Annotated in this window: 16 protein-coding genes and 1 tRNA gene; 14 read left to right on the top strand and 3 right to left on the bottom strand. The window is 56.4% G+C overall.

What is annotated here, in order from left to right; genetic code table 11:
* Positions 1 to 34 precede the first annotated feature (34 nt).
* From NML54_RS07270 to pknB, 13 genes are all read left to right on the top strand, one after another.
* Positions 35 to 559, top strand: coding sequence for a ferritin (locus NML54_RS07270; protein ID WP_254757060.1), 525 nt, complete (start codon positions 35 to 37; stop codon positions 557 to 559).
* 245 nt (positions 560 to 804) lie between these two features.
* Positions 805 to 2,157, top strand: a complete 1,353-nt coding sequence (gene nhaA / locus NML54_RS07265) for a Na+/H+ antiporter NhaA (RefSeq protein WP_254757058.1) — start codon at positions 805 to 807, stop codon at positions 2,155 to 2,157.
* Between the two features lie 51 nt (positions 2,158 to 2,208).
* Positions 2,209 to 5,559: a bifunctional lysylphosphatidylglycerol synthetase/lysine--tRNA ligase LysX gene (gene lysX, locus NML54_RS07260; protein WP_256500334.1), complete on the top strand. Its 3,351-nt coding sequence runs from the start codon at positions 2,209 to 2,211 to the stop codon at positions 5,557 to 5,559.
* A 334-nt stretch (positions 5,560 to 5,893) separates the two neighbouring features.
* Positions 5,894 to 7,456, top strand: a complete 1,563-nt coding sequence (locus NML54_RS07255) for an alanine/glycine:cation symporter family protein (protein ID WP_254757054.1) — start codon at positions 5,894 to 5,896, stop codon at positions 7,454 to 7,456.
* 203 nt (positions 7,457 to 7,659) lie between these two features.
* On the top strand, positions 7,660 to 7,998 hold the full coding sequence (locus NML54_RS07250) for a PLDc N-terminal domain-containing protein (protein ID WP_254757052.1): 339 nt from the start codon (positions 7,660 to 7,662) through the stop codon (positions 7,996 to 7,998).
* An 88-nt stretch (positions 7,999 to 8,086) separates the two neighbouring features.
* Positions 8,087 to 8,173 (top strand) — tRNA-Leu (locus NML54_RS07245).
* Positions 8,174 to 8,401: 228 nt separating this feature from the next.
* Positions 8,402 to 9,247 carry an FHA domain-containing protein gene (locus tag NML54_RS07240; protein WP_254757050.1) on the top strand — a complete coding sequence of 282 codons (846 nt, stop codon included), beginning with the start codon at positions 8,402 to 8,404 and terminating at the stop codon, positions 9,245 to 9,247.
* Entirely contained in the window at positions 9,247 to 9,711 is a 465-nt protein-coding gene (locus NML54_RS07235; RefSeq protein WP_254757048.1) for an FHA domain-containing protein FhaB/FipA, read from the top strand. The genes NML54_RS07240 and NML54_RS07235 overlap by 1 nt, the downstream gene beginning before the upstream one ends.
* A gap of 3 nt (positions 9,712 to 9,714) precedes the next feature.
* Positions 9,715 to 11,451 (top strand): PP2C family protein-serine/threonine phosphatase, encoded by a 1,737-nt coding sequence (locus NML54_RS07230; RefSeq protein WP_254757046.1) that lies wholly within the window; start codon positions 9,715 to 9,717, stop codon positions 11,449 to 11,451.
* Positions 11,444 to 12,910: an FtsW/RodA/SpoVE family cell cycle protein gene (locus NML54_RS07225; protein ID WP_254757044.1), complete on the top strand. Its 1,467-nt coding sequence runs from the start codon at positions 11,444 to 11,446 to the stop codon at positions 12,908 to 12,910. The genes NML54_RS07230 and NML54_RS07225 overlap by 8 nt, the downstream gene beginning before the upstream one ends.
* A complete protein-coding gene (locus tag NML54_RS07220) occupies positions 12,903 to 14,342 on the top strand; it encodes a peptidoglycan D,D-transpeptidase FtsI family protein (RefSeq protein WP_254757042.1) in 1,440 nt (479 codons plus the stop codon). Before NML54_RS07225 ends, NML54_RS07220 begins: the two co-directional genes overlap by 8 nt.
* Positions 14,339 to 16,087 carry a protein kinase domain-containing protein gene (locus NML54_RS07215; protein WP_254757040.1) on the top strand — a complete coding sequence of 583 codons (1,749 nt, stop codon included), beginning with the start codon at positions 14,339 to 14,341 and terminating at the stop codon, positions 16,085 to 16,087. Before NML54_RS07220 ends, NML54_RS07215 begins: the two co-directional genes overlap by 4 nt.
* Before the next feature lie 47 nt (positions 16,088 to 16,134).
* Positions 16,135 to 18,180, top strand: coding sequence for a Stk1 family PASTA domain-containing Ser/Thr kinase (pknB, locus tag NML54_RS07210; RefSeq protein ID WP_254757038.1), 2,046 nt, complete (start codon positions 16,135 to 16,137; stop codon positions 18,178 to 18,180).
* 194 nt (positions 18,181 to 18,374) lie between these two features.
* Here the strand turns inward: pknB and NML54_RS07205 are convergent, their stop codons facing one another.
* From NML54_RS07205 to NML54_RS07195, 3 genes are read right to left on the bottom strand one after another with little or no spacing between them, the layout of a single operon-like run.
* Positions 18,375 to 19,007 (bottom strand): aminodeoxychorismate/anthranilate synthase component II, encoded by a 633-nt coding sequence (locus NML54_RS07205; protein WP_254757037.1) that lies wholly within the window; start codon positions 19,005 to 19,007, stop codon positions 18,375 to 18,377.
* A 15-nt stretch (positions 19,008 to 19,022) separates the two neighbouring features.
* A complete protein-coding gene (locus NML54_RS07200) occupies positions 19,023 to 19,184 on the bottom strand; it encodes a hypothetical protein (RefSeq protein WP_005507386.1) in 162 nt (53 codons plus the stop codon).
* Positions 19,185 to 19,203: 19 nt separating this feature from the next.
* Positions 19,204 to 19,953: a class E sortase gene (locus NML54_RS07195; protein ID WP_254757035.1), complete on the bottom strand. Its 750-nt coding sequence runs from the start codon at positions 19,951 to 19,953 to the stop codon at positions 19,204 to 19,206.
* Between the two features lie 159 nt (positions 19,954 to 20,112).
* Between NML54_RS07195 and NML54_RS07190 the strand changes: the two genes are divergently transcribed.
* Complete coding sequence (locus NML54_RS07190) at positions 20,113 to 20,427, top strand: cell division protein CrgA (RefSeq protein ID WP_254757033.1); 315 nt, start codon at positions 20,113 to 20,115, stop codon at positions 20,425 to 20,427.
* Positions 20,428 to 20,604 lie beyond the last annotated feature (177 nt).

Here is a 20,604-nt window from a genome sequence, read left to right as displayed (position 1 = left end):
CCCAAAAGCAACCCCCCATATAAGGAGAAACCATATGTCTAAGTCTTTCTACGACCTTCTGAACGAGCAGATCGGCCACGAGTTCGCAGCATCTCACCAGTACCTGTCCATGGCTATCTGGCTCGACGGCGAGGACCTGCCCCAGCTGGCTAAGTTCTTCTACCAGCAGTCCCTCGAAGAGCGCGAACACGCACTCATGATGGTTCAGTACAAGCTGGACCGCGGCCACAAGGTCGAGATCCCCGCTGTTCCCACTGTCAAGAACGACTTCGAGAACGTTCAGGAAATCGTTGACATGTCCCTGGCACAGGAGAAGGTTGTCACCGGTCAGATCGAGGCTCTGTTCTCCGCGGCACGCGCTGAGAACTACGCACTGGGCGAGCAGTTCATCCTCTGGTTCCTGAAGGAGCAGGTTGAGGAAGTTGCAACCATGGAGACCCTGGTGACCATCGTGAAGCGCGCAAACGGCAACCTCTTCGACCTGGAGAACTACGTTGCACGCGAGCTGGCACACGACCACGGCCAGGAGTCCGGCGCACCCGCAATCGCTGGTTCCTAATCTTGCATTCAGGCGGCTAGACACCTAGTCGACCACGCAGAATATCTGCAAAAAATATTAAACGTTCCGCCCTCCCCACACGCAGTGGAGAAGGCGGAACGTTTATGTATATACGCCATGAAAGCACACCATGGGGCACCGTCCAGGCGCTAAAAGCCGCCAGAAGCTACTCGAATACTCATACAGTGCGGAGTAAACTTAAGAGCCTTAGATGCCGCATAATATCGCGGCAGAAAGAGGAGAGAATGACTCACACCAATCCAGATACCCTCAGCCGCGGCTCATATAGCAACTCACGCCGCGTAGCCGATATTCTGCGTGCAGAATCCGTCGGCGGTACCGTGCTGTTGATTGCGACGGTGCTGGCAGTAGTACTCGCTAACACCCCCGCATCCACCCTCTATTTTGGTCTTCGAGACACCGTTGTTGGCCCGGTCATCCCCGGCTTCAACCACCTGCAGATGAGCATCGGAACCTGGGCAGCAGACGGTCTGCTCGTCGTTTTCTTCTTTCTCACCGGCCTGGAGCTGAAGAAGGAATTCGTGATTGGTGACCTCAAGTCGCCGTCCACCGCTATTGTGCCGATTGCGGCTGCTTTCGGTGGCGTTGCGGTGCCCGCTATTATCTACACGGCGCTGAACTTCACCAGCCCCACCGCTCTGCACGGTTGGGCTATCCCCACCGCAACCGATATTGCGTTCGCGGTGTCTGTTCTCGCCGCCGTGGGTACTTTCCTCCCCTCGGCAATGCGTGTCTTCCTGCTGACCCTGGCTGTGGTCGACGACCTGATTGCAATCTGCATTATCGCGATCTTCTACACCAATAACTTCCACGGCGAGTACCTGCTCTTCGCGCTGATTCCCCTCGCTCTATTCGCATTTATTGCCTACCGCGGTGAGACCATGCTGCACCTGAAGCCGCTGGCTGCCTGGCTGCTGCTTCTACCCCTGGGTATTATCACCTGGGCACTCTTCCTCGAGTCCGGTATTCACGCGACTATTTCTGGTGTGGTTCTCGGCTTCCTGGTGCCCGTGAAGATGTCCGCTCGCTCTGAGGCGGCACAGGCTGAACACGGTCTTGCAGAGGTGCTGGAGCACCGCTTCCGTCCCCTCTCTACCGGCATCTGCGTGCCGATTTTCGCGTTCTTCAGCGCGGGTGTGGCTGTGGGCGGTTTTGAAGGCCTCGGACGCGCCCTCACCGACTCGGTGGCGGTCGGCATTATGGTCGCACTGGTTGCCGGTAAGACCTTTGGTATTTTCGGCACCACCTGGCTTGTGACTCGCTTCAAGAACGCTAACCTCGACCCGGACGTCGCTTGGATTGACGTGGTCGGTCTGGCTGCAACTGGAGGTATCGGCTTCACCGTGTCCCTGCTGGTCGCTGAGCTGTCCTTCCCGCACGGCTCGGCGCACACCGAAGACGCCAAGATTGCGATTCTCGTCGGCTCTGTTCTGGCTGCCATTGTGGGCGCGGCTATCCTGTCTCGCCGTAACAAGCACTACCGTGCCCTGGCTGAGAAGGAAAGCGTGGATGCTGACGACAACGGCATCCCCGACGTCTTCGAGGGCACCTACCATGACCCGAAGGCTGAAGCCTAGCCAGAACCTCTCAGGTCTAGCACCTTCCCTACACCCTAATCCCCGCTGATAATGATGTCTCACCGCACTACCTCACGTCGCCGTACAGCACGAGCAGGGCAGGCGCCTGCACCTCCTTCAAGGTATGCAGAGATATCAGCACGCGTGGTGATTGGGGTGTATTCTTTTGCCGCGCTACTGACCACGTTCGCGTGGATTATTTCTCCTCTGCGGCACGGTCGCAGCTTCACTTGGTGGGAAGTCACCGCTGACCTGCTGAATATTCCCTCCACACACACGCTACCCAGCGCCATTACGATGATTGTGCTGGTGTCCGGGCTGATTGTGCGCAAGCGCGCTGCTCTCATTGCAGCCATAGTTTTTCAGGTGCTTGGCGCGCTGATTGCAACCCATAGCGCCTTCACGCTGGTGTTTCCCGCGGGGATTATGCCGAAGGACCGTATTTTCTCCTCAACGGTCGATACACTCTCCATCGTGTTTGCGTGTGCGCTGGTGCCTTTCCTTTTCTCAATTCGTTCGGCGTTCCCGGCGCGTATTGGTCGCCTCTCGTGGGTGAGTGCGGCGTCGACGGCTGTTGGCGGCATCCTGCTGACTACCCTGGTGCTCTGGTACCTCTGCCGTATTGGCGTGTGGGAGCCGTTGCGTTCGGTGACCCCGTGGGAGTTGCTGATGCACGGCATGGGTATTGAGCGTACCCATCCTGGCGTGTGGTCTGCCGATGTGGTCGCTTTCTTGGCTTCTTTCGGTTACGGTGCCTCGCTGGTTGCGGCACTGTACCTATTGGCGCGCGGTTACCGTGCCCCGGATGCATGGACCGGCGAGAAGGAGCTGAAGATTCGCGCTCTGCTACAGCAGTACGGTGCCAATGATTCGCTCTCCTATTTTGCGACGCGTCGCGATAAGCAGGTGATTTTCTCTCCGGATCAGAGGGCGGCAATTACATACCGTTCGGTGGGTTCGGTGTGTTTGGCGTCGAGCGACCCGGTGGGTGACCCTGATTCATGGGATGCCGCGATCGAACAGTGGATGCTGCAGGCGCGTAGCTATGGTTGGGTTCCTGCGGCGCTGAGCGTGAGTGAGGCGGGTGCGCGCGCCTATAACCGTGCGGGTTTGTCGATTATTCAGATGGGTGAAGAGGCGGTCCTTGAGGCGGACCGTTTCACGCTCAATGACACGTCGATGCTACCGGTGCGTCAGACGGTTCAGCGTGTGCGTCGCGGCGGGTACACGGCGCAGATGCGTCGCTTTGCGGAGCTGGATGAGCAGCAGTGTCAGCAGGTTGCGGAGAATATTTCAGCGTGGCGTCATGGGCGTGTGGAGCGCGGCTTCTCGATGGCTCTGAATCGTGTGAATGATCCGGCGGATTCTTCGTCTGTTCTGGTGTCGGCTCATGATGAGGCTGGTCAGATGGTGGCTCTGCTGTCGTTCGTCCCGTGGGGTCCTACGGGGCTATCGCTGGATGTTATGCGCCGCTCCCCTGATGCGCCTAATGGTGTGGTGGAGTTTATGGTGGCGTCGCTGATGGAGCAGGCGACGTCTTTGGGTGTGCGGCGGGTGTCGCTGAATTTTGCGATGTTTGGCCATATTTTTGAGGCTGCTGATCAGGTGGGTGCATCAGCGTGGAACCGTTTTGCTTCCCGCTCTTTGGGTGTGCTGGATCGTTTTCTGCAGTTGCGCCGCCTGTATCGTTTCAATCTAAAGTTTGCCCCGCTGTGGGTTCCTCGTTTTTTGGCGACGGAGCCGACGTTGGCGATGGCGAATGTTGTGCTTGCATCGGGTATGGCAGAGGGCTTTTTGCCGAATTTGTCGGCGCGCCGTTTGCAGGATCAGGAGCTGGTTCTTTCTGTAGATGAGCTGGAGGCTCTTCACCAGATGCACCTCGCTACTGTGGAAAAGCTTCCTGAGGTGCCGCGTAGCGATCAGACTCAGCACCGTCTGCGCCATCTGGAGGCGCTGCGTGCAGCGGGTATGGAGCCTTATCCGCTGAGTAGTTCTTTGGGCAGTACCAGTGCTCCTGTACTGGGCGTGAAGGATGCCCTGCGTATATTCTCTTCTGAAAATATTCCAGATTCGGAATTCATGGTTTCGGGGCGTCTTCGCGCGCTTCGCAACCACGGTGGAGTCCTCTTTGCAACGCTGATTGAAGGGGGTGAAACTCTGCAGGCCGTCATGGAACGCAGCCTGGTGGGCGAGCGTCCACTGAGCCTCGCCTCCCGCAACCTGGATATTGGTGACATCATCACCGTGCAGGGCACCTACGGGGTGAGCCGTAATGGCACCCAATCGCTGATTGCTACCTCCTGGCGCATAGCGTCGAAGAGCCTGCACCCCATCCCCTTTGACTCCTTTACTGACCCGGAGGCACGTCTGCGTCGCCGTTCCACGGATCTGTTGGTGCATCCGGATCAGATGCAGAATCTGCGTCTGCGTACCGCGGTCATTAAGGCACTGCGTGCCCGACTGGATGCGGAGGGTTTCCTTGAGGTGGAGACCCCGATTCTGCATACTGTGCATGGTGGTGCGAGCGCGCGCCCGTTCCGCACATATATCAATGCGTACGGTGAGGATTTGACGCTGCGTATTGCGCCGGAGCTGTACCTGAAGCGTCTGGTGGTGGGCGGCAGCGGTCCAGTGTATGAGCTGGGTCGTGATTTCCGTAATGAGGGTGCCGATGCGACCCATAATCCGGAGTTTACGGTGCTTGAGGCGTATCGTCCGTATGCGGATTATGTGCAGATGCGCGAGTTGACGGAGCGTCTGATTAAAGATGCCGCTCAGGCGGTATTTGGTTCGGTGTCTTTGCCGCTGGGTCGTAAGGCTTCGAACGAGCGCACGGTATCTGATGTGTCGAATCCGTGGCGTGTGGTGTCGGTGTGTGATGCTCTGTCGGAGGCGCTGGGTCGCCCCGTGGATGTGCAGACAGATTTTGAGGAGTTGCTGGCTTTGGCGCAGCAGCACGGTGTGCGTGTTCACGAGGGTATGGGTCCGGGTGCCGTCGTTGAGGAGCTGTATGGTGAGCTGGTTGAGGCGCATACGGTGGAGCCGACGTTCTATACGGACTTCCCGGCGGAGACGAGTCCGCTTGCGGCGCCGCATCGTAGTGTTCCGGGTTTGGCGGAGCGTTGGGATTTGGTGATTAACGGCATGGAGATGGGCTGTGCTTATTCTGAGCTGACGGACCCGCTGGTGCAGCGTGAGCGTTTGACGGAGCAGTCGTTGAAGGCGGCTTCGGGTGACTTGGAGGCGATGGAGGTGGATGAGGAGTTCCTGTACGCTTTGGAGACGGGTATGCCGCCGACGGGTGGTTTGGGTCTGGGTGTGGACCGTCTGGTGATGTTGTTGGCTCAGACTCAGATTCGTGGGGTGTTGTCGTTCCCGTTTGTGAAGCCTGAACGTTCATAGCCCGGCCGATATCCCCGCTTATTCGCTATGCCCGGTGCGAGGTTTTGTGCCTTGTGCCGGGCTTTTTGTGCCCGCCCTGCCGGTACCGTCAACACCTCCGCGGAGCCTATATTTACTCTGCCCATATATTAAGTATTCGTTACATTTTGGTTTGGGCCCCTTTTTAAGTTGCTCTGTGAGGGTTGCGCACCCCACAATGAGGTGACTAATTATACGGAGCGTATGTGCCTCCGTTACGCGGCGTGAGTCCGCACCACCCAGCAATGTAGCCCCACGTTGTCCGTCTTCCGGGTTTGAGCGTGCGGGCTTTTTGCTTTCAAGATTGGAGTGCCAAGTGGATTTTCTTCTGAATATCATCGGGGACATTAATACGCATACTGCGGGGCTGACTTCCTCCGTGGATGCCGTGCAGAACTGGATGTGGAGTAATTTCCTCTACTACGCTCTGATTGCGGCTGGTTTGTACATTACGATCCGTACTCGCGGTGTGCAGTGGCGTTCCATTAAGGAAATGGTCCGTGTCCTGGGTGACCCGGTTGCTCGTGAGGCTGACGGCAAGAAGAGCATTTCTTCGTTCCGTGCGTTTACTGTTTCAGCGGCTTCTCGTGTGGGTACCGGTACTGTTGCGGGTGTTGCTTTGGCTATTGCTATGGGCGGCCCGGGGGCTGTGTTCTGGATGTGGGTTATTGCCGCTGTTGGTGCGGCTTCTGCTTTCGCGGAGTCCCTTCTGGGTCAGCTGTATAAGGAGCGCGGTAAGGATTCCTATATTGGTGGTCCGGCGTACTACATGAAGCGCGGCCTGAATGCTCCGTGGATGGGTTACATCTTTGTGGCGTTCATTGTGATCACTTACGCGTTTGTGTTTGTGGCGGTTCAGACGAATGCCGTGGTGGATGCTGCGGCGAACTCGTTCAATATTGATGTTTCGGGTACTAACTCTATGGGTTTCCGCATCACTATTGGTCTGATTATGGTGGCGCTGACTGCGGCTATTATTTTCGGTGGTATTCGCGCGATTTCTTCTGTGACTGAGTGGTTGGTGCCGATTATGGCGGTGCTGTATCTGCTGTTGGGTCTGCTGGTTGTTCTGCTGAACATTACCGAGGTTCCGCATATGCTGCTGATAATCTTCCAGGGTGCTTTTGGCATTAAGGAGTTTGTGACCGGTGGCGTGATGGGTGCCGTGATTTGGGGTATGAAGCGTGGCCTGCTGACTAATGAGGCGGGTATGGGTACTGCTCCGAACGCTGGTGCGACCGCTACTATTTCTCACCCGGCTAAGCAGGGTTACGTGCAGACTTTGGGTGTTTACTTTGACACCATGATGGCGTGTACTGTGACTGCGTTTATTGTTCTTCTGTCGAACCCGACCTATGGTGATCGTTCTCGTGGTGCGTCGCTGACTCAGTCGGCGCTGGCTATGCAGCTGGGCGATTGGGCTGTTCACTTCCTGACTATCGCTATTTTCATGTTTGCGTTCTCGACTGTGATTGGTAACTACTACTACGGCGAGTCGAATATGCGTTTCGTGACTGAGCGTAAGCTACCGATGAATATTTTCCGTGTGCTGGTTCTGGTGTTCGTGTTCTTCGGTGCGATTTCTTCGCTGGATCTGGTGTGGACTACCGCGGATATGTTGAATGCCGGCATGGTGATTGTGAACTTGACGGCGGTTCTGTTGATGACTCCGCAGGTTGTTGCGGTGTTGAAGAACTATGAGGCTCAGCGTAAGGCTGGTTTGGAGCCGATTTTCAAGGCTTCAGATATGCCTGAGTTGAAGAATCTTGCGGCGTGGGATGGTACCGATGCGGTGACTACTCGTGAGTTCTGGGCTGAGTATGATGCGAAGACTGCTGAGCGGCGTGCGGCGAAGAAGGTTAAGAAGGTTAGCCACTAGTTTGTGAGCTACACGCTGGTTTCTGCGTAAGGCTTTGTGGAGGGCCCGTCCTGCTGTGTTGCGGGGCGGGCCCTTTTGCGTACCTGAGGTGAATGGTGGAGGGCGTCCTTGCTGCGGTAGGCTCTGAACGCCTCTCGGACTATTCTGAGGGTCTGCGAGCTCCTAATGGGTCTGTATGCTTAGGAAGGATATTAGGAGGGTTTATGGATTGGCGTGCCGTACTGGAGCTGGTGGTCACGGTCGTGTTTCTGGCTGGTATTGCCTTGGCGCTATTGTGCTTGGTGACGATTCATCGGAACCCGCATTTTTCGGAGGTGCAGAAGCTGAAGTGGCTTCTGCTGGTGCTGTGCCTGCCGTATGTGGGTCCGGTGGCATGGTTGTTGCGTGCGCGTTTGGAGCGTATTGACCGGGAGCGTGCTGAACACGAGCGTACGGCGCAGGGTTCTGCGGTTGCATCCGATGTGGATGCTTCCGGCGGAGTGACTGATAGTGCCCCCGATAGTGCCTCGGAGGCGCTTTCTGACACCCCCACCACCAAGTAACAAAGGTCACACAATCTCGATTGGACAGCGCCGCGCGCAGCCCGTATAGTTTTATGTGTTGCCTGCGGTGATACACCGTAAGACACATGCGCGAGTGGCGGAATAGGCAGACGCGCACGGTTCAGGTCCGTGTGCCCGTGAGGGCGTGGGGGTTCAACTCCCCCCTCGCGCACCAACGATCCCCGGTTCAAAAGAACCGGGGATTTTTTCATATCCATAACCAATTCCCCGCTAAATGACGGGGTTCCAGAGCGATGGCAAGTGCATCACCTAAAATAGAATCGGGTATGTTCATTCACAGAGCACACAGCTAACGCACAGACACGCTCGTTAAACTGAGCCTTTCGGATAAAGACCGTGTGCGCGGTCTGTTGCTCGGAATGGTCGTTGAGAAGGAGGCGGCATGAAGTTTTTCGACAAGCTGGGCAAGCTGGAGCAAGGCATCGGCCGAACTGTCGGCCTTTCCAAGGGCTTCGGCACCTTTGCGAAGGCGGATGTCGCTAACCGCGTCCGCATTATGATGGATGACGAGTCCTACGTGGACGGCAGTGGCCGCACTATGGCTCCTAATGTCTATACTCTCCGTTTCGCACCGGTTGATTTCCCTCGCGTACGCGAGTGGGGCAACCCGTTCGCTGTTGAGCTGTGCGATTTGGCGATTTCGCACGCCCGCGCGCAGGGTTACACCCTCATTGGTGCGGTTCGCGTGACGTTCAACGTTCTTGATTCTCTCTCTGAGGGCGAGTTTGAGGTTGTTGTGACCTTCGAGCCGTTCTCTGTACCGGAGGCTCCGGCGTCCCCCTCTCTGCGCGGTGCCACTAACTACGCGCCGGTGCGTCCGCCGCGTGAGTCTTCTTTGCCGACCCGCATTACGAAGCCGGCTGCTCAGCCTGCGCCTCAGCAGGCTCCTGCGGCTCGCCTGAATATGCCTATAGCGCCCCCCGCGGCGGGTGCTCCCCGTTTCTTCTTGGAGATTGAGGGACGCATGCACCCGGTGAACCACCTGCCGTTTGTGTTGGGCCGCGGTTCTGATGCCGATTTTCGTCTGGACGATAAGGGTGTTTCTCGCCGTCACCTGCAGCTTTCGATGCAGGGTGGTGCGGTGGTCGCCACCGATATGGGTTCTACCAACGGCACGTTGATTAATGGTGTGCCTCTGCGTGCGCCGGTGGTGCTGGCGAACGGTTCGCTGCTTCGCATGGGTAATACCCGCATCATCTTCCATAGTTTGACCGGAGGTGTCCGTTAATGGCGTCTGAATTGACCGTTACTATCCTTCGTTACGCTTTTCTGGCTCTGATTTGGTTCTTTGTTTTCCTGGTGGTTTCGGCAGCTCGCCGTGACCTTGGTTTGGGTAAGAACTATCGTGCGGCACCGGTTGATGCGGTTCCGGAGGCTACCCATATTGCGCCTCCGCCAACTCGCCCTTCGCAGCTTGTGATTACTGCCGGTGCGCAGGCTGGCGCGATGATGCAGTTGGGTAATCACCCGATTACTCTTGGCCGCGCTAATGACATTGAGGTGTCCCTGCAGGATGATTACGCCTCGGGCCGCCATGCGCGCCTGTTCCCTCAGGGTTCCCGTTGGTTCCTTGAGGATTTGAATTCTACTAATGGTACGTTCGTCAATGGTGAGCGTCTGACTCGTGCGACCCCGATTGAGCCCGGTGATGATTTCCGCGTTGGCGGTACCACCATGCAGTTGAGGGGCTAGTGTATGAAGATTGCTTTTCGTTTTGAGGCCCGCTCTGATACGGGTCTGAAACGCTCGAAGAATGATGACTCCGGCTACGGTGGTCGTTTCCTTGCTGTCGTTGCTGATGGCATGGGCGGCCACGTGGGTGGCGATGTTGCGTCTGCTACGACGGTTCTGAATCTGACTCCGCTTGACCATCCTGACTTTGAGGATGGTACCGGTAGCGTTTATCTGGCTGATGAGATTCAGAGCGCGAACCTGATTATTAATGAGCTGGCTGCTAATGACCCTCAGCTGGCGGGTATGGGTACGACCTGTACTGCCTTGCTGATTGATGGTGATTGCATTGAGTTCGCCCATATTGGTGATTCGCGGGCATATCGTCTGCGTCCTGGTGCTGATGGCGAGTTTGAGCAGATTTCTACTGATCATACATTTGTGCAGCGCCTGCTCAATGAGGGTCGTATTACCCCGCAGGAGGCGGAGAACCACCCGCATAAGAACGTGATTATGCGTGTTCTGGGTGATGTTGATGCGTCCCCTGAGTTGGAGTTGAAGACTCTGGACGCTGTTCCCGGCGAGCGCTGGGTGCTCTCTTCGGATGGCTTGGATGCAGTGGTATATCTCTCGGAGATTGAGCAGGTGATGCGTTCTACCGATGACCTGTCTGAGATTGCTGACACTCTGGTTGCGCTGACGTTGGAGCGCGGCGCACCGGATAACGTCACGGTTGTGTCCTTGCAGGTGATTGACCGTGAGGTTCTGCCGGTGGATGAGCCGGTGGGTCCTTCGAGCCTGCCTGAGTCTGCTCTGCCTGATTCGATTGTGGCGGGGCAGGAAGTCAGCACGAATACTCAGAAACTTCCCGAGGTTGCTACCACGACTGAGGCTGCTGAGGCTATTTTGGGTGTGCATCATGATGAGGGCTCTGAGGAGCATCGTCGTCAGTCATTGCGCCGTTTCCGTCGTGCTCGTGACTTCTCTGGAACGCTGTTGCATAGCGGTTCTGGGGCGGTTCATCATCATATTGGTAGATACGATAACGCCGTGGATGCGGCTCTTACGAACGCTGCAATTTTACGTAGCGAGTTGGGTTCCCGCCCGCATCAGCTGGTTGGTGCCGCTTCGGTAGCTACTGAGACCGGCATGATTCCGGCAGTTACTTCTCGCACCCTGGAGCACCGTGCGACGGTGGCTCAGCGCATGCCTTTGAAGGTTGAGTCTGATGAGGCGGCTCTGCCGGCTGAGCTGGAGGAGCTGATTGCTGAGGATACTGTGGAGCGTTCGCGCCCGCGGTCTTGGTCGATTCGCTTGTTCGTTACTCTGCTGGTTGCGGCTATTTTGACGCTGGTTGCGTGGACTGGTCTGCACTATGTGGAGCGTAGCTACTATGTGGGTGAGAGTGACGGCACGGTTGCGGTGTACAACGGTATTCCACATGCGTTGGGTCCGATTCGCCTTTCTCACGTGGTGGAGAATACCGATATTCAGACGAGTGAGCTGAGCGATCATACTCGTTCTTTGTTGCGTAATGCGATTACGGCGAAGGACCTGGAGGATGCGCATCAGATTGTATCTCGTTTGAAGACTCAGGCGAATCAGTCTCGCGAGAAGGCGGAGCAGGCCGCTGCTTCTGCTTCGGCGTCTGTGTCGCCGTCTGCTTCTGCGGTTCCGAGCACCGATTCAGCTTCCGTGCCTCCTGTAGCGCCTGGGCAGGCTTCTTGGCAGGCCTCCGAGGGTGGTGCATCTAATGGCTAATAAGTTCTTCTTGTTCCACCGTGAGCCGGATGCGCCTCGTGCACGCCGTTTCACGGAGCTTTTCCTGCTGGTTTTGGCGGTGTGTATCAGCTCCTTCGGCATGTACCTGATTAATCCGGAGCATGCTTTTGATACGTCGAAGAGCCAATGGCTGCCATGCACGGTGGTGCTGGGGGCTGGCGCTCTTCTGATTCACTTGGTCATGCAGTTCCGTGCCCGTTACGCTGATCCGTTTATTCTGCCGCTGGTGGTGGCGCTGAACGGTATTGGTTTGACCATGATTTATCGTCTGGATCCGCAGATTGCGGCTCCGGTGGGTGATGGTCAGCTGATGTGGACCGGCATGTCTATGGTGCTGTGCGCGATTATCGTGTTTGTGCTCAGGGATTACCGTGTGCTACGTAAGGTCACGTACACCTCCTTAGTGCTGTCGATGGTTCTGCTCATCATGCCGCTGGTGCCGGGTCTGGGTATGGAGCTCAATGGTGCTCGTATTTGGATTCATATCGGTAACCGTACGTTCCAGCCAGGTGAGGTCGCGAAGATTACTTTGGCGATCTTCTTCGCCGGCTATTTGGCGACGCACCGTGACCTGATTTTGGTGGCTGGCCGCCGTATTGGTCCTATCAATCTGCCGCGTCTGCGTGATTTGGCGCCGGTGTTCTTGGCGTGGATTGTGAGCTTGGGTGTTCTGGTGTTCCAGAAGGACCTTGGTTCGGCAATTATGTTCTTTGGTCTGTTCATGGCGATGCTGTACCTTTCGACCGGCAGAGTTTCTTGGCTGGTAGTTGCGGGTGTCGGCATGGCTGTGGGTGGCTATTTTGCGTACCACTATGTCTCGCATGTTCACGCCCGTATTTATGCGTGGGTGCATGCTTTTGATCCGGAGATTTACCAGGCGTCTCCTGGCGGTTCGGGTCAGATTCTGCAGGGCGTTTTCGGTCTGGCTTATGGCGGTCTTTTTGGCCGCGGTTGGGGCCAGGGCCGCGCAAACCTTGTTCCGTACGCTAACTCGGACATGATTATTTCCTCGTTGGGTGAGGAACTGGGCCTGGTGGGTCTGGGTGCCATCCTGATGATTTTCATGCTCCTGGTTTCGCGTGGTTACCGTGCGGCGTTGGGTACTCGTGATGGTTTCGGCAAGCTGTTGGCTGCCGGTCTGTCTACGGTCATGGTTCTGCAGCTGTTCGTGGTGATTGGCGGTGTGACTCGTCTGATTCCGCTGACTGGCCTGACGACTCCTTTCATGTCTGCCGGTGGCTCCTCTTTGGTGGCTAACTGGATTATTGTGGCACTGTGGTTGTCTATTTCTCATAGTGCCCGCGCACCTCACCTGGTGGCTGGTTATGATGCTCCGCAGGGTATTGACCATGCGGACACTAGCTACGAGCCGGAGGGTGCTACTAGCGTTCTGGCGCGTATTACGGCTAAGGATTCTGGAGGTGAGAAGAATGGATAGGGCTATTCGCCGCATGTGGATGTCTGCCGCGTGCGTGTTTGTCCTGCTGATGGGCACCCTCAGCTATATTCAGTTCTTCGATTCGAAGACTCTGATGAATAATCAGTGGAATTCCCGAGCTCTCTACGATAATTACGGTTCGGCACGTGGCTCAATCGTGGTTGATGGTACGGAGATCGCTTCGTCGGTGAAGTCTGATGATGAGTACAACTACCAGCGTGTGTATAACCACCCGCTCAAGTACGCGGCTCTGACGGGTTACTTCTCCACGATTTATGGCGCAACTGGTTTGGAAGCTGCTATGGATAAGGAGCTTGCCGGCACGAGTGATAGCCAGTTCTACGATCGTGTGGCGCAGCTTTTCACTGGTTCTTCCGCTCAGGGCGCTAGCGTGGAGCTGACGATTAATTCGAAGCTTCAGGATATTGCGTATAGCGCTCTGCAGGGCCGTAAGGGCGCTGTGGTGGCGATGAACCCGAAGACCGGTGAGATTCTGGCGATGGCTTCTTCGCCGTCGTATGATCCGAATCTTCTGTCGGCTCATACGAGCTCTTCGGTTTTGGCGAATTATCAGGCACTGACTTCTGATGAGGACAGCCCCCTGTTCAACCGTGCGATTGCCGGTAATACTTATTCGCCGGGTTCGACGTTCAAGATTATTGATGCGGTGGCGGCGCTGGAGTCCGGCAAGTACAACGCATCTTCGGTGATTGCGAACCCCGCACAGTTGCCGTTGCCGGGCACGAACATTAGCCTGCCGAACTATACAGGCGGTCAGTGTGGAACCCGCACTCAGGCGACGATTGAGTGGGCTTTGGCTCAGTCCTGTAATACGCCTTTTGCGCAGATTGCGATGGATTTGGGTCAGGAGCGTATCGCGAAAACTGCAGAGAATTTTGGTTACGGCCAGGATTTGAAGATTCCGTTGACGGTTTCTAAGTCTTCTTTCCCGTCAAATCTGACGCAGAGCCAGTTGGCTCAGTCGGCGATTGGTCAGTATGACGTGAAGACTACTCCGCTGCAAGTGGCGATGACTTCTGCGGCGATTGCGAATGGCGGTGTGCAGATGAAGCCGAATCTGATTCGTTCGGTGAAGACCAGCAACCTGAGCACTTTGCAGGAGTTCTCTCCTGAGAAGCTGCGTACGTCCACTAGTCCTGAAATTGCTAACCAGGTCAAGCGGTGGATGGTCAATTCGGTTGATAATGGTATTGCACGCAATGCTGGTGTCCCCGGTGTGAAGGTGGCGGGTAAGACCGGTACCGCGGAGACGACGGCAGGTTTGAATAATTCTTGGTTTACCGGTTTTGCTCCGGCTGATGATCCTCAGATTGCGATTGCTGTGGTTTATGAGGATATTGACGCGGCAACCGGTGCCCAGTTGGCAACCAGTACTAGTAAGCAACTCTTTGAGGCGGTGTTGAACAAGTGAGGCCTACGGCTGATATCACTTTGGGCGGGCGCTACACCCTGACCGAACGTATCGCGATTGGCGGTATGGGTGAGGTGTGGAAGGCCCGTGACAAGGTGCTTGGTCGCATCGTTGCGGTCAAGATCCTCAAGGAGGAGTACACCGGTGACCCGGGGTTCTTGGAGCGTTTCCGGGCTGAGGCCCGCAATACGGCGCTGTTGAACCACCCCGGCGTGGCGAATGTTTTCGACTACGGCGAGGAGGACAACTCCGCGTACCTGGTGATGGAGCTGGTGCCAGGTAATCCGCTCTCGAGCATCATTGAGCACGAGACTACCTTGCCGCCGGACCGTATTCTGAACTTCATTGCTCAGACTGCTCGCGCGTTGGCTGCGGCTCATTCGCAGGGTCTGGTGCATCGTGACGTGAAGCCGGGTAACCTTATCATCACCCCGGACGATCGCGTGAAGGTGACTGATTTCGGTATTGCTCGTCTGGCTAATCAGGTGCCGTTGACGGCTACCGGCCAGGTGATGGGCACTGCCCAGTATTTGGCTCCGGAGCAGGCAACCGGTCAGGCGGCTACCGCGTCTTCGGATATGTACTCTTTGGGCATTATTGGTTATGAGTGTCTGGTGGGTCGTCGTCCGTTTACGGGTGAGTCGCAGATTGCGATTGCTTTGGCTCAGGTGAATGATCCGCCGCCGCCGCTTCCGGAGACCATTCCGGCTGTTGCTCGCGCGCTGATTATGTGTTTGTTGGCTAAGGATCCGGCTCAGCGTCCTAAGGATGCGACCGCTCTGGCGTCTGCGGTGGATGCGATTCGTCGCCGCGATCTGAAGGCAGCGGTGAAGGCTGTTCCTCCGCTGGCGCAGTTCTTGGCTGAGGAGAATACTGACGACGCTACTGTCGCTATGACTGCGATGGATGTGGCGGCGGAGCCGATTAGAGCTTCTGCTACTCCGCGTTTTGGTTCTGGTGGTCGTTTTTCGCCGGAGCCGACGACGGCTCCTATTCCTCGTACGAGTGAGCAGACCATGCGTCCGGCTTCGGGCCGTGTGAAGGCTGCTGTTGCCCCTCCGGCTAAGCGTGGATCGAACGTGTGGATGTGGGTTGCGCTGCTGTTGGCGGTTGTGCTGATTACTGGCGGTATTTGGGCGGTTCTTTCCTCTAATAATAGAGGTTCAGCTGATCCGGTTCCGAGCACTTCGGCTTCTGCTGCTCCGACGAATACGGGTACTGTTTCTACGGTGGAGCCGACTGACTCTGCTTCTGCTCGTACTACGAAGCAGAAGGTGACCGTCAATTCAATCAACTACGAGGGCCGTGAGTTGCAGGATGCGGTGAACGAGCTGAAGAACCTTGGCCTGTCCCCCAAGACTGAGGGTGTTGAGTCTACTCAGCCGGAGAACACGGTGATTTCGGTTTCTCCGACGGGTATTTTGGAGCAGGGTAATAGCGTGACTGTTCGCTATTCGACCGGTCCGAAGTCGGTGACTTTGCCGTCGAACCTTGAGGGTAAGAACGTTGATGAGGCGTCGAAGGCTGTTGCCGCTTTGGGTGTGAATGTTTCTCTGCATTATGAGGATTCGGACACTGCGGCCCCCGGTACGGTGCTTCGTACTACCCCCTCATCTGGCACCAAGGTTACGGTTGGTAGTAATGTAGACATGTATGTGGCCTCTTCCAGTTCGGGTAGGGGATCTAGTGCAAGCGCTTCCGCTTCACGGTCTGCGTCGGCTTCTGCTTCCGTCTCGGCGCGTTAGCCCCTACATTTTGATTTAGTTTTAGTCTTAGTAATCCAGGAGAACTTATGGACCTGTCGGTTCCCGACACGGTTGATAACCGTTACAAGGTACTTGAGGTAATCGGTACCGGTGCAATGGCAACCGTTTATGCTGCTGAGGATACTCGCCTCGGCCGCAAGGTTGCGCTTAAGATTCTGCGCCCGGAGCAGGCCCAGGACGATACGTTCCGCGCACGCTTTAAGCGTGAGGCGGAGGCTGTCGCGTCTCTGAACAATCCTGCGATTGTTGCGGTATACGACACCGGTTCGTATAACCCCTCGCAGAACGATGGTGAAGAGTCTTCTTCGGAAGATAGCGCCGCGATTCCTTATATCGTGATGGAGTACGTGGAGGGTCATACTCTGCGTTCTATCCTGTCTCGTGGCGGCCACCTGCCGGTTCGTGATGCTTTGGGTTATTCCAAGCAGCTTCTGGGCGCTTTGCAGTACAGCCACTCCATGGGCATCATTCACCGCGATATTAAGCCGGCAAATATTATGGTGCTGGAGCGTACCAGCGAGGACATCGCTAAGGGTCAGCCCGGCCAGGTTAAGGTCATGGATTTCGGTATTTCCCGTGCCATTGAGGAAGCTGGCGAGGCACTGACCAAGGCTAATGTGGTGATGGGTAGCGCACGCTACATGTCCCCGGAGCAGGTGAGCGGCAAGGATGTTGACGCCCGTAGTGATCTGTACTCTGCTGCTTGTGTTATCTACGAGATAATTGCTGGTCGTTCTCCGTTCGATGCTGAGTCGAATGTTGATTTGGCGGCTAAGCATCTTTCGGATACCCCTGAACCTCCAAGCAAGTTCACCCCGCTTGAGGCTCCGGCTGGTCTAGATGAGGTCATTTTGAAGGGCCTGGCGAAGAACCCGGATGAGCGTTACCAGAGTGCTGCTGAGTTCGCTCAGGCTATGGTGTCGGTTGTTCGCCCGGGTGAAGAGACCGTGGTGCAGGATGCAGCGATGACTACTGCTTTCATACCTGAGGTAGCTACCGCCTCTTTAGATGGGGATTACGCTTCGTACACCACCTCGATTACTGAGGCTTCGGTGGAGGACGGTGGCCTCAACGGCTTCTTCGAGTACGAAGACGATGAGGAACTGTACGAGGATGAGGAGTACGCGGAGTACGATGAGTCTTCACCGCGTAAGCATGCGTGGGTTCGCTTCCTCGTGGGCACTTTGATTGCTGCTCTGCTGGTTTTCAGTGTCGGCTCGGTTCTGTACTATCAAAACAAGCTCAATGAGGTTCCGCAGGTTCAAGTTCCGGCTGTGGTGAATACTTCCCGCGATGATGCCGATAACCAGCTGCGTAACCGAGGCTTCGTGGTGGAGTACCGTCAGGGCTACTCAGACAACATCAAAAAGGGCGACGTTATCAACGTTGAACCGAGTGTCGGTTCTACGGTTGATAAGGGCTCGACCGTTATTGTGACTGTTTCGAACGGTCCGGAGAAGGTCAAGCTGCCCGGTAACCTGCAAGGTCAGAGTGAGGCGTATGTCCGTAACACTCTGAAGGACTTAGGTCTGGTGGATGGTCGTGTCTCCACTGTGGAGAGCGCTTCCGTTCCTGCGGGTATGGTTGTGGAGCTTTCCCCGGAGAAGGGCTCGACCGATGATAAGGGTGTTCAGACCGTTGAGGCTGGTAGCACCGTGAACATTGTCCTGTCTTCCGGTAAGGTGAAGGTCCCCTCGCTAGTGGGTCTGACCAAGGATCAGGCGATTGCTGCTCTGACCGCTCAGGATGTTCTGCTGAACACTAACATTGAGACTGTTCAGACTAACGAGCGTCCTGCGGGCACTGTGCTTTCGCAGAGCTCTGCGGCGGGTACTCTGGTGGCTCAAAACAGCACGGTGACGATCCGTGTGGCTGCTACTCCGACTCAGACGACCGCTCCGACTACTGCGGCAACGACTGGCAATCAGAATTCTGGTGCGACCACTAACAAGCAGCGTTCTACCGCTACGGCTACTCCGGCACCGGCTGCGTCCGCTACTGCGGGTACCCGTACGATTCAAGGTACTGACGCGAATACCAATGCGAACAAAGCAAACTCTAATGCCCGCTAAGGGGTTCTAGCGGCTATCAAAAGGGGCGGCGCTCCACACCGTTGGGTGTGGGGTGCCGCCCCTTTTTGTGTACCTGGGTTTGGGTTAGGAAGTGTGGGGGGGTAGAGATATCGCCTCCAGTTTCCCTGTAGCGTGTCTGCTACGGGGCTTCTGAAGGCGATATAAGCCATTGAGGGCGTCTAAGGCTAAAATTACTAAGCCATGAGGGGTGAGAGGCTCTTAGCGCACTCTGCGGCTCCCTGCAGGCCGGTTTCTTCGAGCCAGTTGCCTAGCATGAGGTATCCGCTTTCGGTCAAGACCGATTCGGGGTGGAACTGCACTCCGTGCATGGGGGCTTCGCGGTGGCGCAGACCCATGATGATGCCGTTGTCGGTGGTGGAGGTGGTTTCCAGGACCTCGGGCATGGTTTCGGGTACGACTGCCAGGGAATGGTAACGGGTCGCGGTGAAGGGGTTGGGCACGTCATTGAACACGGAGACGTTCTCATGCACGAGGCGGGAGGTCTTGCCGTGCATGAGTTCGGGGGCGTGGGTGACGGTTCCGCCGAATGCTTCTGCGATGGCCTGGTGGCCGAGACATACGCCCAATAGCGGCTTCTTCGCTTCGGCTGCCCAGCGGATGGTGTCAATGATGACGCCTGCTTCTGCGGGGGCGCCGGGGCCCGGGGAGACGAGCACGCCGTCGTGTTCTTCGGCGAGCTTGATGACGGCGTCGAGTTCGTATTCGTCGTTACGGATGACGGTGGTTTCAGCGCCGAGCTGCTGGATGTATCCGACGAGGGTGAAGACGAAGCTGTCGTAGTTGTCAATGACAAGGATGCGGGTCATGGCACGTCCTTAGCGCTAATGGTTGATGGTGACGTTCAGGTTGAAGGGGCCGTACTCTGCGAAGTGGGGGAAGACGAATTCCATAAGCAGGTAGACTACGGCGAGTATCAGCACGATGGCGATGATGATGCGAACCCACAGGGGGCCGGGGAGGTGGCGGAAAATCCATGCGTACATCTTGCTTTTCCTCTCTGATTTAGGATCCTGCTACGGAGGCGGCAATTTCTGCGGGCGCTCCGGCTGCGGCGGGCCGCCAGGATTCGAGGCGGGCGTGGACAATGTATCGTTCGGTGTCGCCGTAGCGCGGGTGGCAGGTGGTGAGCGTTAGGAGGCGCTCGGTGGGTGCTACGCCGGGCTGTCCGGGGACGGGTTCGATGACTTCTACCTGGTCGGGCTGCACGATTTCGTGGCTGTAGACGGTGTAGGTGTAGTAGCCGTCTTTGGTGCGCACGTAGATGTGGTCGCCTTCGGTGAGCAGGTCAATGTCGTTGAGGACTTTACCGCGGGTTTGGCGGTGGCCTGCGAGGGAGAAGTTGCCGACCTGTCCGGGCATGGCACTTCCTTCGTAGTGGCCGAGTCCGAGGGAGTCGAGTACGTCGGAGCTGGTGCCCTGGGTGGCGGGGCGCTGGTAGTCGGATCCGAACTTGGGGATGTAGACGATGCCGAAGACTTCACCGTGGCCGGGTTCGCTCAGACCGGCGGGAGGGGTATTGGGATCCCAGTTGGGGAGGGGCTCGGCGGGGGTGGAGTTGAATTCCTGGACCAGGGTACTGACGGCTTGGGATTGGGTGCGGTCGGCGTCGATGTTGGTCCACCAGAGCTGCCATGCGACGAAGAGCAGTAGAAGGAGGCCGACGGTGATAAGGAGTTCGCCTGTAATCTGGATGATCCAGTGCAACACAGTGCGGGGGCGGCGTTCTGCGGTGGGTGCCGTTCCTTGGCTCATGCGTTCTCCTTTGTCCTTTGGGTTGTGTATGTTCTTGGGTGCCGGGTGGCGTTCCTTATCTTTCAACGCACGGAGAAGGTGAAATCATCCCGTAAGTCTGCAAAGATAGGTGTGAACATATATTTTTAGGTTACCCATACAACAATAAGCGGAGGAAGTATGTCGACCAACTCGGCTAAGGTATCGTCCAAGAAGAAGTCTCAGAAGTCTGCTAAGTCTGAGGTGGAGGATGCGAGCGAGCTGCGTCTGCGTGAGATTGCTCGTGAGATGGAGAGCGGCACGCAGCTGAAGGAGCAGACTCCGTTGTGGTACCGCGTGATTATGTTCTCGCTGTTGGCGGTGGGCATTCTGTGGATTATTGTTTTCTACATTACGCAGGGCCTGTTCCCGATTCCTGATTTGGGTATGTGGAATGTGAGTGTTGGTGTGGGCGCCATGATGGTGAGCATGCTGATGATGACTCGTTGGCGCTAGAGTTTAGGCGTTATGACTTAGACGTTAGAGCTTATAGAGAGGCGGGGGGGCCCGGGGGGGGGGGGGGGGGGGGGTGGGGGGGGGGGGGGTTTTTTGTGTTTTTTAATGGGTTTTTTTTTTTTTTTTTTAAAAAAATTTTTATGAAGATAATTTTTTTTTATTTTTTTTTTATTAAGG

The sequence above is a fragment of the Rothia gullae genome, from assembly GCF_024294905.1.
In the GTDB taxonomy this organism is placed as follows: Bacteria; Actinomycetota; Actinomycetes; order Actinomycetales; family Micrococcaceae; genus Rothia.
Note: the sequence above shows the minus strand (reverse complement) of the source record. Positions and strands in the feature narration are given on the sequence as shown.